We start from the raw sequence: 18,074 nt of genomic DNA on the forward strand, positions 1-18,074 counted from the left end.
GCTCATTTTACTTTGGCATGCTTGATTATTATTTTTATAATCTCATCTACCATTTCTTTGTCACTTCTCTTGTTTGTGCGTAAATTTTCGCCTTCCATGGCTCGTATTTCTCCATACATTGCGATTCTTTTTGAATCATCAATCTCTACCTTCGCCATATGCTTCCTCCATTTCTTGATCCAAGCTATCCACAAATATGTCTATGTCATATGCAGACTGGATATCATCTATCATGCTATCCGCTACTCTCGAATTAATGGAATATCTTCCGAATTCATAAATTCTAGCCAGCTCACCTAATACGATTGCTCTATCAGCCTCAAAATCACCGAAATGTACTTCACTCAAAGCCCTAGGTAACGTAACAAAATCATAGATAATAGCTCTTTCCTTACCCGGAGCTTTACGTAATACACGGCCTCTTCTCTGAATAAACTCTTTAGGATTTCTGCTACTAGCCATGATAAATGCCACATGAATATTAGGGATATTAACACCTTCGTCCAAACATTTAATAGCAGTAATAACTTGATAATCACCATCTGCAAAGCCTTCTTTTATCTTTCGTCTTTGCTCTGCATCTTCCTCAGCGGTAAATCTATGTGTTGACATGCTATATTCTAGTCCCAGAATCTTTTCCACGCGATCAATTTGACGTTCTTTTTGTCCCTTATACTCCTCAAATCCCCTAGTTGCCCCACAATATACAAGCAAATGCTTATCATCTTTATAAGGGAGCATTACTTCTTTTAAGGTTTCCAGCTTGTTTTCAGCACCGGCTACTAGCCTTGTCCGTTTAAACAATAACTGCTGACCTATATCTGATATCTTCTTTTTACCATTCTTTTCAACTATACATTTTGTTATCTGTTTAGTAATCTTCCTATATTCTTCCAGTTCTTCATAGGTCAAAGTAACTATAATTGGATAATACTCGTAATTAACAAGGGCCTTCTCTTTAATAGCTCTCTCTATCGGGTAATATATACACTTCTCTCCAAAATACTGTAGTATAGCTCCAGTTCCCTCATCATCCATATACCGTTCAACAGTTGCTGAAAGACCTAACCGATATTTAATATTTTCAGGTAGCTTCTTTGACAAGTTTTGAGCTCCAAAGTTATGAACCTCATCAACTACTAATACTGCATTCATGGAATCACTAATAGAATTTAGCATTTCTGTAAAGAGAGAATCTCCAAACGTATCATTTGTAACTAAACAAATAAATGATTTTGCATTCGTTTTATACCTACGAAATGCATTTGTCAGTGATTTCCTCCAATCTGGTAATGGCGACTCTGAATGACAAATAATTGGATTAATTCCCCACTCTTGAACGTCTTCAGCCCACTGATTAACCAGGTGAATATATGGGCAAACTACAATACCGAGTATATTTCCATGGCGCTTTTCAAACCTTTCCATGCTTGCCAACGCAGTAAAAGTCTTTCCTGTACCGGTCGCCATATCATATATTCCACAAAAGTCCCGGTTTTCCCATTCATCTATTGCATCAGTTTGATACTCATATAGGTGAACTCTACCTGGAATATTTATCAGCCATTCCTTCCCTTTATCACGTTTCTTAGATTGACCAAACTGTCGCAAATCTATTGACCAGTCAATGTTGTTATCACGCCTGTACCTGTCGAGAATAGCGTCCTTTATCTCCGTAAACATCACTGTTGTAACTGAAGAATCCAGATCATCCCACATTTTATTGAAGGTATCTTTTTTTGACTCAACCCGATAATCATCAACCCAAGAACGATATACATCTATAGTCTCAAAGTTATGATAGTAGGCATTTTCTGTTTCATTCATCGACCCTCTAAATGCAACTGAGTCGCCATTTTCATCATATAGAATCCCAAACTTATCATGAAATATCCCTGATTCTGTTCTCAACAATGCTACCTTAATATCAAGAATTCCTGCAGCAATAAGATTTGAAAGCAAATTCAATCTTTCTGCTTCGTACTCATCTTCCGGATTTCTTAAACTCCTTAACAAGCTTTCTCTTATAACAGAGGCCTTTAGTTTATAGCCTTCATCTATAGCCTTAACATCTTCCTCCGACAACTCTGGAGATGCAATAATCCTTATGTGCCCACCTTTTTTCACAAGTTCTGCAATTCCTACTGTCTGCTTGGCTAAACCCGAAGATGAAAAATAGCCTGCCGCCCTATCATATCGATTGCTCTCCGAAAGTGCAGGAATTAAAAATTCTCTTACTACATCCTCTTCCAAGGAATTGTATTCATTTTGTATTGTTATATTTTGTAACCCCATAATGCTTACCCAGCGATATCCTCTAACGAACTAATCAAAATATCTATATCTGCTTTTGAATTAAATATTCCAATTCCTACTCTTACTGTTCCGCTATTCTTCTTATCACCAATATAATCATGTATAAAAGGAGCACAGTGATATCCTGTTCTTACTGCAATATCAAAGTCTTCATCCAAGATTGTTCCAATATCTTCTGATGCCATACCATTCACAACAAAAGAAACAATTCCCACATGGTTCTCGATATTTTCTGGCAAAAAAGTTTTTATATTCTTAAGTTTGCTAACTCTCCCTATAAAATAATCTGTCAGTTCTTTTTCCTTTAAAAAGTTTTCTTCAGTATTTACTTCTTTGAGTGCTGCATTTAGTCCAGAAATTGCAACAATATTTGCGCTAGCAGCCTCGTATCTGCCTTCTGGATGGTCCGGCATTTCAAGATTCAGAGAGTCACTTCCTGTCCCCCCTGTTATAACCTCACCTAAACTTATTCCGGAAATGTTTAAAAAACCACCTATTCCAAATGGGCCGTATAAAGTCTTGTGCCCCGCAAAAGCAATAATATCCACAGCCATTGACCTTACATCAATAGGAACCAATCCCAAAGATTGTGCTGAATCCAAAATACATATCGCATTAAATTGTTTTGCCTCATGAAAAATCTCTGACACTGGTAGAACATACCCTGTAACATTACTAACATGAGTACATATAACTACAGACGGTTTTTCTTTTGAAAACTCATATTTTATCTTATCTATGTCTATTTCAAAACCATCATTTATCGGCAATTGCTTCACTTTAAAGCCAATCTTTTGTGATACTAAATGTACTGTCCTAGCGACCGCATTATGTTCATATGGTGAAACATATACCACAGCATTCTTTGTATAAGATAATCCTTTGATAATCTGATTAAGTGATATTGTTATGGATGGTGAAAAAACGACAGCACTATCAATATCTGCATGAACTAAATCTCTGAGCAACTTTTTAGTATCAGCTATTAGTTCACTCGCTTCTCTTGCAATTCTATATGAGCCTCTGCCAGCATTAACACACAGTTCTCTATTTGTTTTATCCATTGCAACATATACGCTCTCCGGCTTTGGAAAGGTTGTTGCCGCATTATCAAGATATATCATCCACTATACCTATCCTATTATTTTTTCTATCATCTCAAGCAATATAGCAACACGGTCATTTACGCTAAGATCGTCATATTCCTCAAGAGTATCCTCTAGAATATTTCTTAATACACTTCCTGTTCCTTCATCCACTCTGTCGTAGAATCTCTTTATTGCTTTTCCATTTTTTCCAGTAAAAGACAGTTCCAGCTTTCCATCGTCAACAGAATCCTTCATCTGCTCAACTGTTGAAACCACATTAGCTAATTGATCTTTAAACTCATCATAAGAAACGTCTGTCCAGTTCTCCACATATATATCAGTAACTGCTTTTGCCACCTTAACAGCGACATCCACATCACTATATACATTTAGGTTCTCAATACATGACATAAATGCATTAACTCTTCCTCCAAGTAATCCCTGCTTGGAGATATCACTCTGTCCCTCATACCATTCGGTAAGGAGATGATGCAAATCTGTTTTCTTTTTTCCGCCAAATAAACCATAAATGATATCAATGACTTGAGATTGTATCCATCCCAGATATGCACCATATGCCCTACAACTGCTTCTTATGATTTTATATGCTTCATCAAGCGAATCCGTCGCAAGTTGCTCAGGTACCGTAACAAACAACACCTCGTATGGATTAAATTCTACCTGCTGAAGTTCACTCTTTAATAGGCGCATGGCTCCAAGTACTTTTTCATCTTTGACATAGTCTTCTGCTTTTACTAGATTTCTGCTTGCTTGTGGAAGTGCTCGAAACCAGCGTTGCATGCATACATAGATGTCTTTAATCCTATTATCAGAAAGGTTCTTGTTATCTTCTACAAAAAACAGTTTTCTCAAGTCATTGATATACTTTTCTTTTTCTAAATCTTCTTTTGAGACAAACAGTTCATAATCCTCAGGACTCTCACACATGTTAACTATGATATCCGGGCTTATTAAAACTTCTTTATCCGCAAAATACACAACCAAATCTTCTTTTCTCTGTGCAAATGCATAAGCTAGATACAGCGGAATTACACCATTTCGCATACCATACGGCTTTGCACATAGCCGATTAATCAATTCACTTATTCTACGTTTATTATCACTACACGATTCTATAAAATCATGGATTATCTCCATTACCTCTTTCAGATCTTCGTTTTCCTGGTTGGTTCTGAGCCCTGTCACAACGAAAAGTGATCTGTATACTGTAGCCTCCTGGTTTGTTCCAGCGAAAAATTCCTTATTATCACTGTGCGTCAAAATTGCTTGTATTATATTAATTCTAGCTTTTCTCGTCTGACTTGTTGTAATAAAGGACCTATTTATTATTTCGTTATTAATTACCGGAGATTTATAATATAAATTCTCACAGCAAATATTTACTGCTTTCTCTTCTTTTCCGCCATTAAGTTCCTGCACTTTCCCATCAGCATAGTAGAATACTTTACTCTGCTCTCTTGAATATGCATCAGAAATAACATCTTCCACCTCTGTTGTTATATCTTCCTCAAGAAGCGGTAGTTCTCTATTTAAAATTTCATTATCGGAAACAAACGTTTTACTGTCATGAAGTTCCTGAATAATCTCATAGTCAAGTAGCTTTTTATCGACTTTTATAGCCTTTGATGGCGCAACAAATACAAGTCTGTCGCTGGCAAGCTCTTTAACATGCTTTTTGACTTTATCCTGCTTGGCACTTGAGAAACTATATAAAGTAATTACTTTTCCATCTGCAGGAGTATTGTTTAGCAATGTTTCTTCATTGTTAATTGCCAAAAAGGTATCTACATCCAAATATTCATGCTGGAAGTATCTTGTAATCATCTTTTTGGTGTTATATTTCTTGGGCAACACATAATACTTCCCCGAAACATGTAACAAAGCATTTGCGTAGTTTACTGAATTCCCCTTAAGTTCTCTTTGGCGCTTAATCTCAGCCTTCAAAGCAGATCCAGCACGAGTCTTAAATGCAAATGTTCCAGTAGAGCCTTTTTGATATATTATTTTGTTTTCTAAAAGATCACTGATAATTTCTTCCGGATCTGAAACATCTACCGCTAGCGCTAGAACTCTTCTGTCAGCTGGCATTTCCTCATCTTTATTGACGATCAACACAACCGCTAACGCTTTGATAAGCTTTATCGCTTCTTCGTCCTCGCACTTTGAAATAGCATATTCTGCTCCCAACCACAGATTATGTACCATCTCATTTGTGACTTCTTTTTTAAATAAGCCAGCAAAATAGTCATAAATCAAATCTGCGCCGACATACCAAGAATCACCTGCGCTATGGTTAACAATGAAGCGAGCCGTGCTATTAGGTTCATCATTTGAGATAAATGTGAACAAAGTTCTCTCATTCTGCGCTACTTTCTCACTAATATTGAGAAGCAAATATGCAGTAATCGGATTAAATGGATAGCATCCTTTTAAAACTGTACTGATAAAATCATCTTCATCAAAGTTACTTTTGAAAGCTGGAAGCTGAAAGAATTTCTGCTCACTCTCCTGACTAACAATCCTCTTATATGCTGCTATAGACTGTAGTTTTTTTTCATCTTTGACTATAGCATTTTTTATTAATTCATAATTGTTTTTAGAAGAAGTAACAAAATACTTCTCAATTATCCTGCCTTCTATACCTGTAAACGCATTTATTATTTCCTGCGAAAGATATTTCCCATATTCTTTAATGCTTTTATGAGCAACCATTGTGACAAATATCTTTGCATTCTGTGAATCAGCAGCAAGCTCACACATATCTTGCAAGAGCTTCATATTATTGCCTACTGAACTCTTATCTTTTTCTTGTCCCTCTATAAATTTGCTAAACTCGTCAAAAACTATATAAATACCACTGTATCCGCATTCTTCAACAAGTTTTTCACTTATACTTTTGTATAACGGCAATACGTCTGATGCTGCAAGTGGATTAAATTCACTTCCAGCGGTAACTTTGGGATAAATCTGAACAAATACATCTAAAGCGTCTTTGGAAAAGCGCTTTAAATCAGCCAATAATCCATTTACATCCCTGTCTTTTTTTATTAACTCTTTAACAAACTGTTTATATGTATCAGGGTAATTCTTCTCCCATTCTTCAATTCTGGCAACAGCGAGGGAATAGTATGTATCTGGAGAAATATCATCCAAGCCATCCCTCTTTAATGCATCACTCAAAGCAACTAAAAAAGCTTGATTTAAATCCCCTTTTGAATCATTTAAAATAACAGGTAAAAACCTTTTCTTACTATCCCAAATAGTTCTAAGGTTGTCAGCTGCCTGATTTCCAACTTCGTCAACCGATCTAAATCTCTTTTCAAGTTCCTTTACAATTTTCTCATTTTTTCCATTTCTTTCCAGCGAAAGAATTGCCAAAAGTACTAATAACAGGTGCGACTTTCCCTTACCATATGGGCCTATCATCAAAGTTGCCTGCTCTTTATCTCCAATTATTGATTCAAAATAACCATTGATAAAAGCAATCGACGACTTTGTAGGAATATAACTAAGAACTTTTTCTTCCTTATTCAGGCTAAGGTACAAATTTATCGACGTTTTAAAATTACTATTAAACCCAACAATATCTTTAAGACTTTCCATACTTATTCATCCTATCTGCTATTTCTGTAGTATTCTTCAAGAACCTCTACTGGAGAAAACTCTTTTTCTCTATAAATCATGTCCAGTCCTGCTGTTCTATCCACATGAATATAGCCTAATGCATCGAGTTTATCCAAATAATCATTTATCATTACAAAGTTCATCTGATATATATTCTGTAATCCATTTTCATTAATTGCCAGTTCTTCGATTGAGATTGAGTCCAATCCTAGCATCTTATTTGCAAGTTCATACAGAACAACCCATTCATTAACCACTCGTCTGTCAGCATGAACCTTGGAATATCTTCCATCTACCTTTTTTAGAAGCTTTAGTTCAGAAAATGGAGAAATATTCTTATCTTCCGGATCCGTAATTTCTTTAGTATTACTATACATATTCAGGATTACATCAACGTCACTTTTTACCGAATTGTCAGAGAACGTCGTGCCTTCAGCATATTTTGTTATTTCTCTTTTTAGTATTTGCTGTATCTGATCCCTGTTTAAATCATCAACCTGACATCTGTTAAAAAACATAAACCAAGATGTAGCCTCTTCAATGTTCTTAGCTATATTTGAATGCAAAATCCAAAGAGTAAAAACATCTTCAAAATATAGGTCGTTATCATAGATAATTCTTCCTATTTCTGTAAGTGATGCCCCTTTCCCAGGAGTCTCGGAAATCAACCCAAAAGCTCTTAGCCAATAGCGAACAGACTTCACCATGTTGTTACCAATTCCGAATATGTCTGGTGCCTCTTCACTCTGAAATACTCCTGAGTTTTCATTTACTATTATCAAACCTTTGTTAAGCCACCCCTCTCTAAGGGCAAATTTTTCATGTCCTTGAAGTCTAAGCTTAATTTTACTTGTTGCCATATTATGTCCTCTTTATTCCCAATACTTTTCTCATATAACATCCTGCATTAAAGTGGCCAACACATTCTGTACATCTTATGCACTTGTCATTATCAATTGTATAACTTACATTTCCATGGCCATCATCTTTAACACTAATAGCATCATGTTTGCATACCGCTTCGCAAGCCTTACATCCTAGGCACATTTGGTACTTTGTAAGCTGACACTGTATTTTCATTTCAGCAGTAGCAAGATTTTTTGAACCTGCTATCTTAGCATCCTTAATTATTACTTTAAGCTTTGTACTACCTATTCTTCCCTGAAGAATAAGGACAACCTTTCCAGTCTTATTAAGGACATAGACCTCACCCAATCTTTTGTTTCCAAGTTCCTTGTTAATATAGCCAAAGGGCTTGAACAATTCGTAAAACTCTTCGCTGATTGGTCTTTGAAGAACATAGTTAAATGCATTTTCATCAGTAGCGCATGGCTCAAATGTAACTATCGACTTCTGAGCAGCCTCTAGTCCATTTCCACCTTGTCTTGCCTTCCAACCGCCCTCTGCCACATAGTCTTCAGGATCAGGCTTTCCGATTTGTTTTGCAAATTCCACTAAAACATCATGCCAATGAATATACTGATCATACATATGAACCTTTGAAAGATATTCAGACCATCCACCATTATTAGGGCAACACCAGCACCCTACACGCGTCCACCCGAGCCTATATGCATAATTAAAATCAATTCCTGTTGTCAGAATATAAAGCCATACATCAAAATCAATCCAATCAATTATCGGAGAAACAACCGTTTGCTTTGTTATCTTCGGGCTTTCACTTTCTCGTTCATATTTACTTCTGCTAATTGATTCGCTACGTCTAATACCCTGAAAACTCAGTATGTTTGTTTTATCCTTAAATGCAGATGAAATAGTTTTCTGAATTGCCCCCGTCTTAAATACAGTGCAACACCATCGCATAACTCTGCTCGGCGGCCCAACAACACTACAAAGATCTTCGAAGTTTTTCTCTCTATTCTTTGCCGTAAGAATCCTTACTCCTTGTGATTCTTCGTTCTTATTAAATCTTTTCTTGTATTCCAAAGTGTACGGGAACTCAAGTGTTGTATCCCCAAAAACATGCAATACCTTATTAGTTCCCAAAGCACGATTAACAAGATGAGACGTTACAGTTGAATCTTTTCCTCCACTAAAAGAAACCATCATATCTTCAATGCTGTATTTATCAGTATATTTCTGAATAAAGCTGACAGCTTCTTCTGTTATGTAATTATATCGATCAGCATTAGCTTTCACGAATTTGTCTATATGTTGCTTAAAGAAATTATAATCTATTTTTTCTACTGCTTTTTCATAAGCTTCTTTCACAGCCTTAATTTCTTCTATTGGCTTAGAATTCTCCTTACTTACAGAAAGCTTAATCTTTTGACCATCGACAATATAGGAATTAGAGCCATACCAGATTGAGCTCTTCTGATACTTATATGGGTCACCCGTAGTCAACAGAGAAATCAATATATTTTCTTCTGGAAAAACCGGTCGAATATCTGTCGCAATATATTTTCCTTTTTTGCCACAAATCGGGCATTCATTTTCATATATAGGAATACCGCATTCATCACACCAATATAACGTTGATGACATTTCCGTAGCATGACCACATTTTGGATTAATACAATTAGTGCCATTCATAGGGACCTTGCATTTAGGGCATATTCTTTCTATCATAAAACCACCAATATATTTATTCTACTTTTACTGCATCGCATACATCGCCTATGTTACAATCAAAAAAATCACATATACGAAGAATAACAGACATAGATACTTCTTGTCCTTTATTTAATTTTGTCATAGTACCAGAGGCAATTTTCAATTCTTCTCGAAACTCCTGCTTGCTCATTTCCTGTTCTGCTAACATTACCCATAATTTCTTGTAACTGATTTTCATAGTTTGCCTCACAGATAAAAAAGATACAGCTGCATCCTACTAATTTTATCATAATGAGATATCACACGCACCAAATAATGGTGTTTTTATTCAAGTTCTTGCGATTTTCATTCAACTTTGTAAACAAAATTTCGCAACAAAATTTTCCAAATTTTAATTTTCAACTCAATTCCACATTTCCATTTTCAGCGACTTCTATATATCAATTTGATTAACTTTACGCTTGATATAATCAGCAATTTCTTTATCCATCATATCTATCAGAATTGGCATTTCAAAAATAGTATCCGATAAACTCCCAAATATACTTGAACTTCTATCTAAATGAAAAAGAGGGAGTATTAATCGAAATCAATACTCCTCAAAAGTTTTTTACAATCTATTAGATCCTATAACTCAGATACTTCTTTTATAAAATTGAGTGCTAAATCCATATTAGGAAACACAATATGGTTTTCCTTGTCACTGTACCGATATTTAGAATCAAAGTATACAGACTTTGATGACTGCGCATACCACTTCCCCATATCTTTTCCTACAAACATATATACTTCATTATCAGATTTATCAGAAAGCCAAAACTGTATTCTTTCCCTTATGCGTTTTACATTGCCTACATTTACATAGGGTGCAACTCTATCTGTCCTGTATTCTGCTGTTATCCCGCATTCATTCAGGAATTCACATATTTTCTTTAGCTTATCCATATCATCCCTCCTACTATTATTATAATCCACTTTTAGTAAAAGCTTTTAAAAAATATCCAAAAACTCAATATAAAAAGAACTGGCCAGCCCCATCTATGGAACCAGCCAGTTTTCCTCATTTACTATCACTCTCTGCATTTATGTTTGAAGTAGTTAAATTAATCTATAAAGAGTTTATCCCCATGCAGCATATCATCCGGCATTTACTCTTTTCTCATATGTGCAACTTCTACTTACAAATTCTTACCACTCAAACTCAACCGCCTCCCCTGACTCATAGCTTTCCTTGATCTTCGCATAAAGCTCCTCGCGAAATTCTTTTGTTATAGGAAAAGCTATATCCTTAAAAATTGGATTGCCTTCCTCATCGACTGTTTTCGTTTTGAAGCTCGGCATGGAGACGAATGTGCCGCCTTTCCTACTTTCTACGATTGAGATATTTCTTACTGCGAAGCAATCTCCAAAAGTTACTGTACAAATTCCTCTTACATTGTTTGAACTTGCTTCAAGCTTATTTGCTTTAATACTTACTTTCATCTCTTTAATCCTCCTGATAATTATTCTTATTCTCATCCTGCCGGCGCTGAGGGTCGTTGTGGCAAGCAGTGCGTTTGTCCGACAAACGCGTTATGCGGCTCTTACAACACTGACTGCGTCCGTGAGTTTCGGGTACGTTTATCACGACCCTCTTTTTCATTTTTGCCTTGCTCCTGACGGTACAACATTTCTAAATTGCGCTTTGCGATCAGGTACTCATGGATATCTTTATTGATTCCCGCATACTCCGTAAACTCTTTTTTCTTCTCTTCAAGAATGTGGCCATACTCATCACGAAGCTTACGCATATTGAGCTTCTGTCCCTTTGGCACAGATTTATAGACTTCCTCTGCTGCCTTATAGATAAGGAGCTGCGCTTCATGCTCACTGTAAAATTTCTTACTGTATCCGCTCTTTTTGTAGGCTTCGAACACTTTCCTGTTCTTGGAATAATCGATAATGGCCTGCTGCCGTTTTTTGTTCTCCGAAAGAAGCGCTTCCTTCTCCTTCATAGAATCCTTAAGTTCTTTGAGCCTCCCGCTTCTCTCATCGGTCATTTCTTTAAGTTGCTCATAAGACTCGATTTTATGTTCCTGAAGAAAAAGAACTGTCTTAGCCATCTGTTTTGCGTTAAAACGCTTTGCCCAGGTCACATATCCTTTACCTTTTCCTTCCATGAGCTTTGCTTCAATATCCTTAATAAACTCCAGCTTCTTATCGGTAAAATGCTCTTTCCTTGAATATCTGCCTTTGCTTTTTCGCTCCTTGTACGGAGCACGCTTTATTATAGACAGACCATTTTCGAAGCAGATAATATCTGAAATTCTTCGAAGAGCAATTCCCGAAAAATAGAAATTGCGGAATTTCTTTTTTCCATCCATTGAGATTGCATTAAAGATGATGTGGTTATGGATATGGGCTTTGTCCGTATGAGTACAGACCGTGAATGCATATTTCCCCTTGGTGAACCTCATAGCAAGCTCGTATCCGATCTCATTTGCTTTCTCCGGCGTTACCTCCCCGGGCTTAAATGACTGTCTGATCTGGTAAGCAATTATTTCTTTTCTCCTGACATCCCTTACACCGTTGTGGTACAACGATTGAGAAAGCAAAAACTCTTCATCCGCGGTTTCGATATCACAGCCATATGTGGAAATATACTTTTTCTCCTCGGTCTTAAGATCATTTTCTGTATAATCCATTCGCTCCTTTAAGCTCTCTGCGATGGTTCTGCCCCTAATCTGATGAAGAGCCAGTAGCCTTGTTGCCGCCATATTCTTCCCCTTTCAAAAAGACAGGGACAACTCATCCTTTATGGAAAAGCTGTCCCTTGGTCTATATCATTTATTTAGTTTTATACTCTTTTAAGTACTCTGTGAGCTGATTCTAAGAAAAGCTGGATATTGGCTGCCGCGAACAAACATGCAAACATGACTATCAGTATCGCCGCAAAGAAGATCGCACATGGAATCATCTTAAATATAATTGAAAGAATACAGAAGATACCACACAACCATACAGCAAAGCCAACGACATAGCATCCTACGTATATAGATACCTTCGTAATGAGAGTTGCCGCATCGACAGCCAGCAGTAACGGTAACACCAATATTTTTAAAAGAAATCTCATAATCCACATGTCAAACCTCCTTAATTCATCTCATTTGCATTGAGTCTATTTCCTGCAAATTTAAAATGCAAGGATGCCTCCATGAACTTACTTTCATTCTCATTTGATGGATGCAAACTTTTTAAGGATTGCCCGCATGCCTTTCCAGATATCTTCAAACCTCCGTTGCAGATCTTTGATATCCGGTACGCAGATGACGCCAAGACCGTTCGCTTTCTTGGCATACTGGTTGAGATTGTTTGAGCACATGCGGATAAGATATACCATTTCCCTGAGATCTTTGGTATCTACCCTCACGCAGTATCCGTCGAGTATCATCTTTCGCATATACTTACTCATGTTTGTGATTCCCGCTTCTTCCATCTTTGCCCTCATACGCTCAAGCTCATCATCTGACAATCTCACCGAGATCCTGTTTGTGCGGTTTTGCAATTTTCACCACCTCTGCTTATATGAATCAAGCTTTTTAAGAACAGACGGCTTTTTCACCCGCTCTTTTACCATAGTTCCCATTTTCTTCCCGATTGTCATGAAACGGCGAGTTGCCGCCTCCTTATCAAAAATCATCTGCTCCATTTACTCTTCCTCCTTATCTTCAGGAATATCAATATAATCATCTGCATAGTCGCTATCGGGATCTTCACCGTTCTTCCTGCGCTTGAAGCTCTCGCTGTTACTGTAGAAGTAGAATCCTGCTACGCCCGCAAGACCGAGAACAATAATAAGTCCAAGTAAAAGATTCGGTTTCTTCTTTTCCTTGACCACTTCAAGTTCCGGCTCCTCCGTTGCCACAATATCCTGTGGTTGCTGAGTTTGCTGAACAGGTTCTATGGGAGTTTCAATATCATCACCTTCTTGACCTTCGAGTTCTTTTTTCTCCTCATCGCTTAACAGGTCCATAAGGTCTCTCTCATCTACCTGATTGAGGAAATGAACGTTGTTTGCTCCTGTTGTGTTGTCGCGGTCTACGATGATATAAAAGATTTTTCCGTTCTTGGTAGTTACCGTCATGAACTGCTTGCTGTGATTGTCACTGCTCACATTGTCATCAACAATTGTAGTGTTGCCCTCAGGTGTAAGAGGCTTGTGATCTTCTTCCTCTTTATTTTTTTCTTTTCCCTCATCCTTAACCGCATCTTTATCTTCATCAATAACTGATGTATCAACGTTTTCCGGAACATAGGCATAAGCCGTCACAGGAAATGCCCATATCATAAGTGAAGCTGCAAGTGCAGGCAACTTAAATCTGTTCTTCATCATCTTTGTCCTCCGTATCAAAATTTCCTGATTCCAAATTTACGATTGTCTCAACCGACGTTTCTCCCGGCATATGATTCTTTGAATAGGCAATGAGCCTTGAAAGCTCCTCAGGTGTAAGGTCGGCCGCTTTTACCATCTCATGGACGGTTGTCTTTTCTTCCTCCGAAACCTTCTTTTCAAGAGCCTTGACCTTGGTATCCCATTCGGCGCGTTTACCCTTTGCCCTTTCCAGTTCTGATTTGTATTTTTCTAATCTCTCAAGCATATTTCCTCCTTCTACGGGAGCCTTCCGAAACAATAGAAGTGTTTTTCCCAATACCTTGTGTTAATGGATGTGTACTGTATAGGATTTCCGCAGTGAAGCATCATGCCGTCACCAACATAGATGCCGACATGACTTGCCCCGTTTGTTGCATATGTTCCTTTGAAAAAAATAAGATCTCCCGGCCTTGCTTCTTCTGGAGAAACCACGCTGCAGCGATTCTTAAGTCCATTGGCTGTCTGTCTACCAAGGTTCCATCCGCAGTGATTAACAACCCAGCTGACAAATCCGCTACAGTCGAATCCGCTTGTGGGATTGGATCCTCCCCATACATAGGCACGTCCCAAATACTTCTCCCCTTCCGCTATCATTGCCGCAAAACTCTGATCTGATAACGCCTCTCCTACAGGATGATATTCATCAGGATCCTCATAATCCGCATAGACATCGTCAAAAAGATATGACTTATTTCCCTGAGTCGCCAGAAGCACTTCGTACCTTGCCTTTTCGTCCTCATTAAGTCCTTTTCCCGCTATAACAGCACCAAGGCTCTTATTTGCTAAGTTCACTGTGAGGATATTGACGGTATAGTATTCCGTCCCCACGTAGGAATAATCATCTGCTCTTACAGTCCGCGAACGTTTCTCTATGCGGATATCATAGGAAAGGTCATACTGCTCTTTAAAAAGATCCTTCACTATGCTTTTAAGCTGTCTGCGCTTATAGTCCTCATATCTGACTGTCAGGTATGAGGCCAGCTCATAAGGGTTATGACCTATCTCATCAAGGTTGTAAACATACTCATCGTAATCGGGGAAGTCCTCTTCGGTTCTATCTATAGTCTCTTGCAGCTCTCTTTCCAGCTTCACGTAGTCCGCGTCCACTCCCGTTATATCCTCGTCATAAGCCGTATAAGTAGCTGAAAGAACTGTATCTCCCATACTCGATATCATCACTTCAAAACCACATAACAAAAAATGCAGGAAAAACAGGCACAAAAATATGATGACAATAATTAAGAGCACCACAGGGTGCTCTCTAATGGCTTTCACTATTTGTTTTACTGTTTCTTTGGCTGCGTCCTTAACTCCTTCCGCTGCTTCCTGCATTCTGTCGGCAAAGCTCTTTACATAAGGCAAATCCGGATCTTTTCGATAATAGCTTTTCCTTATCTGCTTACGCCGATACTGCTTTTGAAGCTCACGGTTTATTTCAGCGGCGGCTATCACGCCTTCATCTAAAGCTTCGCCGCCAATGTTTTCATCTTGGTTAAAATTCACCGCTATACTCCTTTCTGCCAGACGGCAACTTCCTTTGGCTTTGTGGTCATAATCTTGTAAAGCTCCAAGTCATTTGGGAACTGATCCTTAAACGGCAATATCAGGTTTCCGAATATAAGCAATCCTTCGCCGGTTTCTGCCTTCTCGACATAAGAAATCTGGTACTTACTGATACCGAGCCTTTGTGCAAGTATTTCCTTGTCTTTCGGTGCCTGCTTTAGCATGTAGATAAATTCGCTGTTCTCGAAAATGTTCTCGACCTCAGGCGACTTCAGAAGGTCTTTTACGTTCTGAGTTATTGCTGTCGGTATACCGCCCCACTTACGGAAACGCTTGTAAATCTCCGCACTGTAGCTGGCTGTCTGCTTATCTTGAAGAAGCAGATGGAACTCATCCATATAGTAGCGTGTAGCCTTTCCGACGCTTCTATTGGCGGTAACACGGCACCAGACCTGATCCTGAACTATGAGCATACCTATCTTCTTGAGCTGATTTCCAAGATCTTTGATGTCATAGCAGACAATTCGGTTATTGATATCTACGTTGGTGCGGTTGTTGAATACATTAAGGGAACCTGTAACATAGATTTCAAGTGCAGTCGCCACTTCATGAGCTTCTTTTTCCTCCTGCAACATCAATGCATTGTAGAGGTCAGCCAGAATGGGCATGTTCTCAGGTACCGGATTGTCGAAATACTTCTCATAGATTTTATGAATGCAGCGGTCGATAACAGTCTTTTCCACGGGACCAAGTCCCCCTTTTCCATCCATAACAAGTTCAAAAAGGGATAAGATAAACTCTGCCTTAAGAGATACCGGATTATCGCCATCCGAGTAGTTCTCGTTGATATCCATAGGATTGATGTACTGCTTGGATTTCTGACTTACGTGGATCACCTGACCGCGAAACTTCTTTACAAGTGCTGAATACTCCTGCTCGGGATCGCAGATTATGATGTCATCATCTGTAGAAAGAATGACGTTACTCATTTCTCTTTTTGCAGCAAAAGACTTACCGTAGCCGGGCTTTCCAAGGATCATGCCGTTTGGATTGGAAAGGCTCTTTCTATCTCCCATGATGATGTTCTGCGATAATGCATTGAGTCCGTAGTAAAGAGCTTCATCATCAGTCTGCATGAGTTCCTGCGTGGTAAATGGAATGAAGATTCCTACTGAGCTTGTGGTAAGGCTTCTGTCTATATGGATGAGGTCGCTTGCAAGCGGCAGAACGCTGTAAAGCGCCTGTTCCTGCCGATAGTCCAGCTTGTATGTGTCGCAGTTAAACTGCTGGGCAGTACTTGATGTCTGCAGGTAGTTGTTCTTGAGCTCTATTTTGGAACCTGCGGTATTCATGATAAGGAATGTCATTCTGAACATTCGCTCGTTCTGATCCTGAAGGTCTTGCAAGAAGCTGTTTGCATCCTTGCCATAAGTCACGAGATCTCCGGGGATCAGATCCATGTCGTACCCGGAGCGAACAGCCTTTTTCTGCTCGTCTATCTTGGTAGAGTCGATGTTGGTGATAGTCTTTTTTACCTTCTTGATTGCATCGTTCTGATTGATAGACTGCAGGTGAATGCTGATAACCTGCGATGCGTCCGAGTTTAGAAGATCCATGAGGAATCTGTCCTCCATAGTCGGTGCATCATAGGAAAAAGCCGAAACTGTCGCGTATCTTGTCTTAGTCCTTATCGTATTCTTGGTCGGGTATTTCAGCTTGTCGTTCGTATCACCTCCTAATCTGTTGATCAGGCGGATTAGTTCTAATCTCTCTTTTCCGGTAAGTGGCTTTGCCTTTACGTCCATCTTCTTGAAGTTATTAAAGACATCGTTCTCAATGGAGCGAAGACGCGGTCTTGCTTCCTTAAAGGACTTGGCGCGGATTCCAAAGGTGATATACTTGGTTTTCTCAAGACCGTTATTGCCTTTATCAAGCTGTCTGTTCAGCATCTCCGAATACTCTGCCCTGACATCGTCAAAGCCATCGTCTCTTTCTTTGATGCGGATTGTCTCGTAGAACTTCGCTTCATCCTTTGTAACGTTCACAAAGGTAAGTTCAAAGCGAACCGAGCTGTCAAAGAAGTTAAGAAACTTCTTCCAGTTGTCAAAAATAGCCTGCTGATCCTCATCGGTAGCAAGCTTGTAGTTGATATCCGAAAACCTCATGGTTTTGCTGTAGAAATTGTCATCGGCTCTGCAGATACCATTTTTAAACATCTGCCAAGGATACTTATCCTCGTCGTGCTTTTTCTTTTGCCTTTTCCAGTCGATTGAGTGCTGGATAATGCGTTCAATGGCCTCACCATTTCTTTCATACATAGCCATGAAAAACATCGGCATCATGACAGCCATCATAATAAAGGTGGCTGCGCTCACGTTGCCGGTAAAGCCTTTTATAAGAAAAAAGGTGGGAAGTCCGATCATTCCCGCAAGCGTAAAGCATATGAGCTGGCGCTTGGTCAGATTGAATGCCACCTTTTCTTTTACCCTGGATAAATCTCTTGGCACATTTACTCTTATTGCCATAGTAATCCT

At 38.6% G+C, this 18,074-nt stretch carries 17 protein-coding genes; all 17 read right to left on the bottom strand.

Annotated elements, in window-relative coordinates:
* Positions 1-2: 2 nt before the first annotated feature.
* The 17 genes from BLP87_RS15965 to BLP87_RS03420 all read right to left on the bottom strand — a co-directional run bounded on the left by BLP87_RS15965 (position 3) and on the right by BLP87_RS03420 (position 18,065).
* On the bottom strand, positions 3-158 hold the full coding sequence (locus BLP87_RS15965) for a hypothetical protein (protein ID WP_176756593.1): 156 nt from the start codon (positions 156-158) through the stop codon (positions 3-5).
* Positions 139-2,295, bottom strand: coding sequence for a DEAD/DEAH box helicase family protein (locus BLP87_RS03350; RefSeq protein WP_074461422.1), 2,157 nt, complete (start codon positions 2,293-2,295; stop codon positions 139-141). Before BLP87_RS03350 ends, BLP87_RS15965 begins: the two co-directional genes overlap by 20 nt.
* Before the next feature lie 5 nt (positions 2,296-2,300).
* Complete coding sequence (locus tag BLP87_RS03355) at positions 2,301-3,440, bottom strand: aminotransferase class V-fold PLP-dependent enzyme (RefSeq protein WP_074461423.1); 1,140 nt, start codon at positions 3,438-3,440, stop codon at positions 2,301-2,303.
* A gap of 9 nt (positions 3,441-3,449) precedes the next feature.
* A complete protein-coding gene (locus tag BLP87_RS03360; protein WP_074461424.1) occupies positions 3,450-7,028 on the bottom strand; it encodes a hypothetical protein in 3,579 nt (1,192 codons plus the stop codon).
* A gap of 11 nt (positions 7,029-7,039) precedes the next feature.
* On the bottom strand, positions 7,040-7,909 hold the full coding sequence (locus BLP87_RS03365) for a DUF4007 family protein (protein ID WP_074461425.1): 870 nt from the start codon (positions 7,907-7,909) through the stop codon (positions 7,040-7,042).
* A gap of 1 nt (position 7,910) precedes the next feature.
* Positions 7,911-9,641 (bottom strand): phosphoadenosine phosphosulfate reductase domain-containing protein, encoded by a 1,731-nt coding sequence (locus tag BLP87_RS03370; RefSeq protein ID WP_242871801.1) that lies wholly within the window; start codon positions 9,639-9,641, stop codon positions 7,911-7,913.
* Positions 9,642-9,657: 16 nt separating this feature from the next.
* Positions 9,658-9,864 carry a helix-turn-helix domain-containing protein gene (locus BLP87_RS03375; protein ID WP_026514799.1) on the bottom strand — a complete coding sequence of 69 codons (207 nt, stop codon included), beginning with the start codon at positions 9,862-9,864 and terminating at the stop codon, positions 9,658-9,660.
* A gap of 389 nt (positions 9,865-10,253) precedes the next feature.
* Complete coding sequence (locus BLP87_RS03380) at positions 10,254-10,571, bottom strand: hypothetical protein (protein ID WP_074461426.1); 318 nt, start codon at positions 10,569-10,571, stop codon at positions 10,254-10,256.
* 243 nt (positions 10,572-10,814) lie between these two features.
* A complete protein-coding gene (locus BLP87_RS03385) occupies positions 10,815-11,108 on the bottom strand; it encodes a SpoVG family protein (RefSeq protein ID WP_074461427.1) in 294 nt (97 codons plus the stop codon).
* A gap of 101 nt (positions 11,109-11,209) precedes the next feature.
* Complete coding sequence (locus BLP87_RS03390) at positions 11,210-12,382, bottom strand: relaxase/mobilization nuclease domain-containing protein (RefSeq protein WP_074461428.1); 1,173 nt, start codon at positions 12,380-12,382, stop codon at positions 11,210-11,212.
* 80 nt (positions 12,383-12,462) lie between these two features.
* The gene (locus tag BLP87_RS03395; protein WP_074461429.1) at positions 12,463-12,747 is read right to left on the bottom strand and encodes a hypothetical protein; all 285 of its coding nucleotides are present in this window, start codon (positions 12,745-12,747) and stop codon (positions 12,463-12,465) included.
* Positions 12,748-12,837: 90 nt separating this feature from the next.
* Entirely contained in the window at positions 12,838-13,170 is a 333-nt protein-coding gene (locus BLP87_RS03400; protein WP_074461430.1) for a plasmid mobilization protein, read from the bottom strand.
* Between the two features lie 3 nt (positions 13,171-13,173).
* Positions 13,174-13,314: a hypothetical protein gene (locus tag BLP87_RS15970; RefSeq protein WP_176756594.1), complete on the bottom strand. Its 141-nt coding sequence runs from the start codon at positions 13,312-13,314 to the stop codon at positions 13,174-13,176.
* A complete protein-coding gene (locus BLP87_RS03405) occupies positions 13,315-13,998 on the bottom strand; it encodes a CD1107 family mobile element protein (RefSeq protein ID WP_074461431.1) in 684 nt (227 codons plus the stop codon).
* The gene (locus tag BLP87_RS03410) at positions 13,979-14,263 is read right to left on the bottom strand and encodes a DUF4315 family protein (protein ID WP_074461432.1); all 285 of its coding nucleotides are present in this window, start codon (positions 14,261-14,263) and stop codon (positions 13,979-13,981) included. Before BLP87_RS03410 ends, BLP87_RS03405 begins: the two co-directional genes overlap by 20 nt.
* Positions 14,264-14,274: 11 nt before the next feature.
* Positions 14,275-15,540, bottom strand: coding sequence for a C40 family peptidase (locus BLP87_RS16400; protein WP_074461433.1), 1,266 nt, complete (start codon positions 15,538-15,540; stop codon positions 14,275-14,277).
* Positions 15,541-15,542: 2 nt separating this feature from the next.
* Positions 15,543-18,065 carry a VirB4-like conjugal transfer ATPase, CD1110 family gene (locus BLP87_RS03420; RefSeq protein WP_074461434.1) on the bottom strand — a complete coding sequence of 841 codons (2,523 nt, stop codon included), beginning with the start codon at positions 18,063-18,065 and terminating at the stop codon, positions 15,543-15,545.
* Between the last annotated feature and the right edge of the window lie 9 nt (positions 18,066-18,074).

The organism is Butyrivibrio hungatei, from assembly GCF_900101605.1.
Classification (GTDB): Bacteria; Bacillota; Clostridia; order Lachnospirales; family Lachnospiraceae; genus Butyrivibrio; species Butyrivibrio hungatei_B.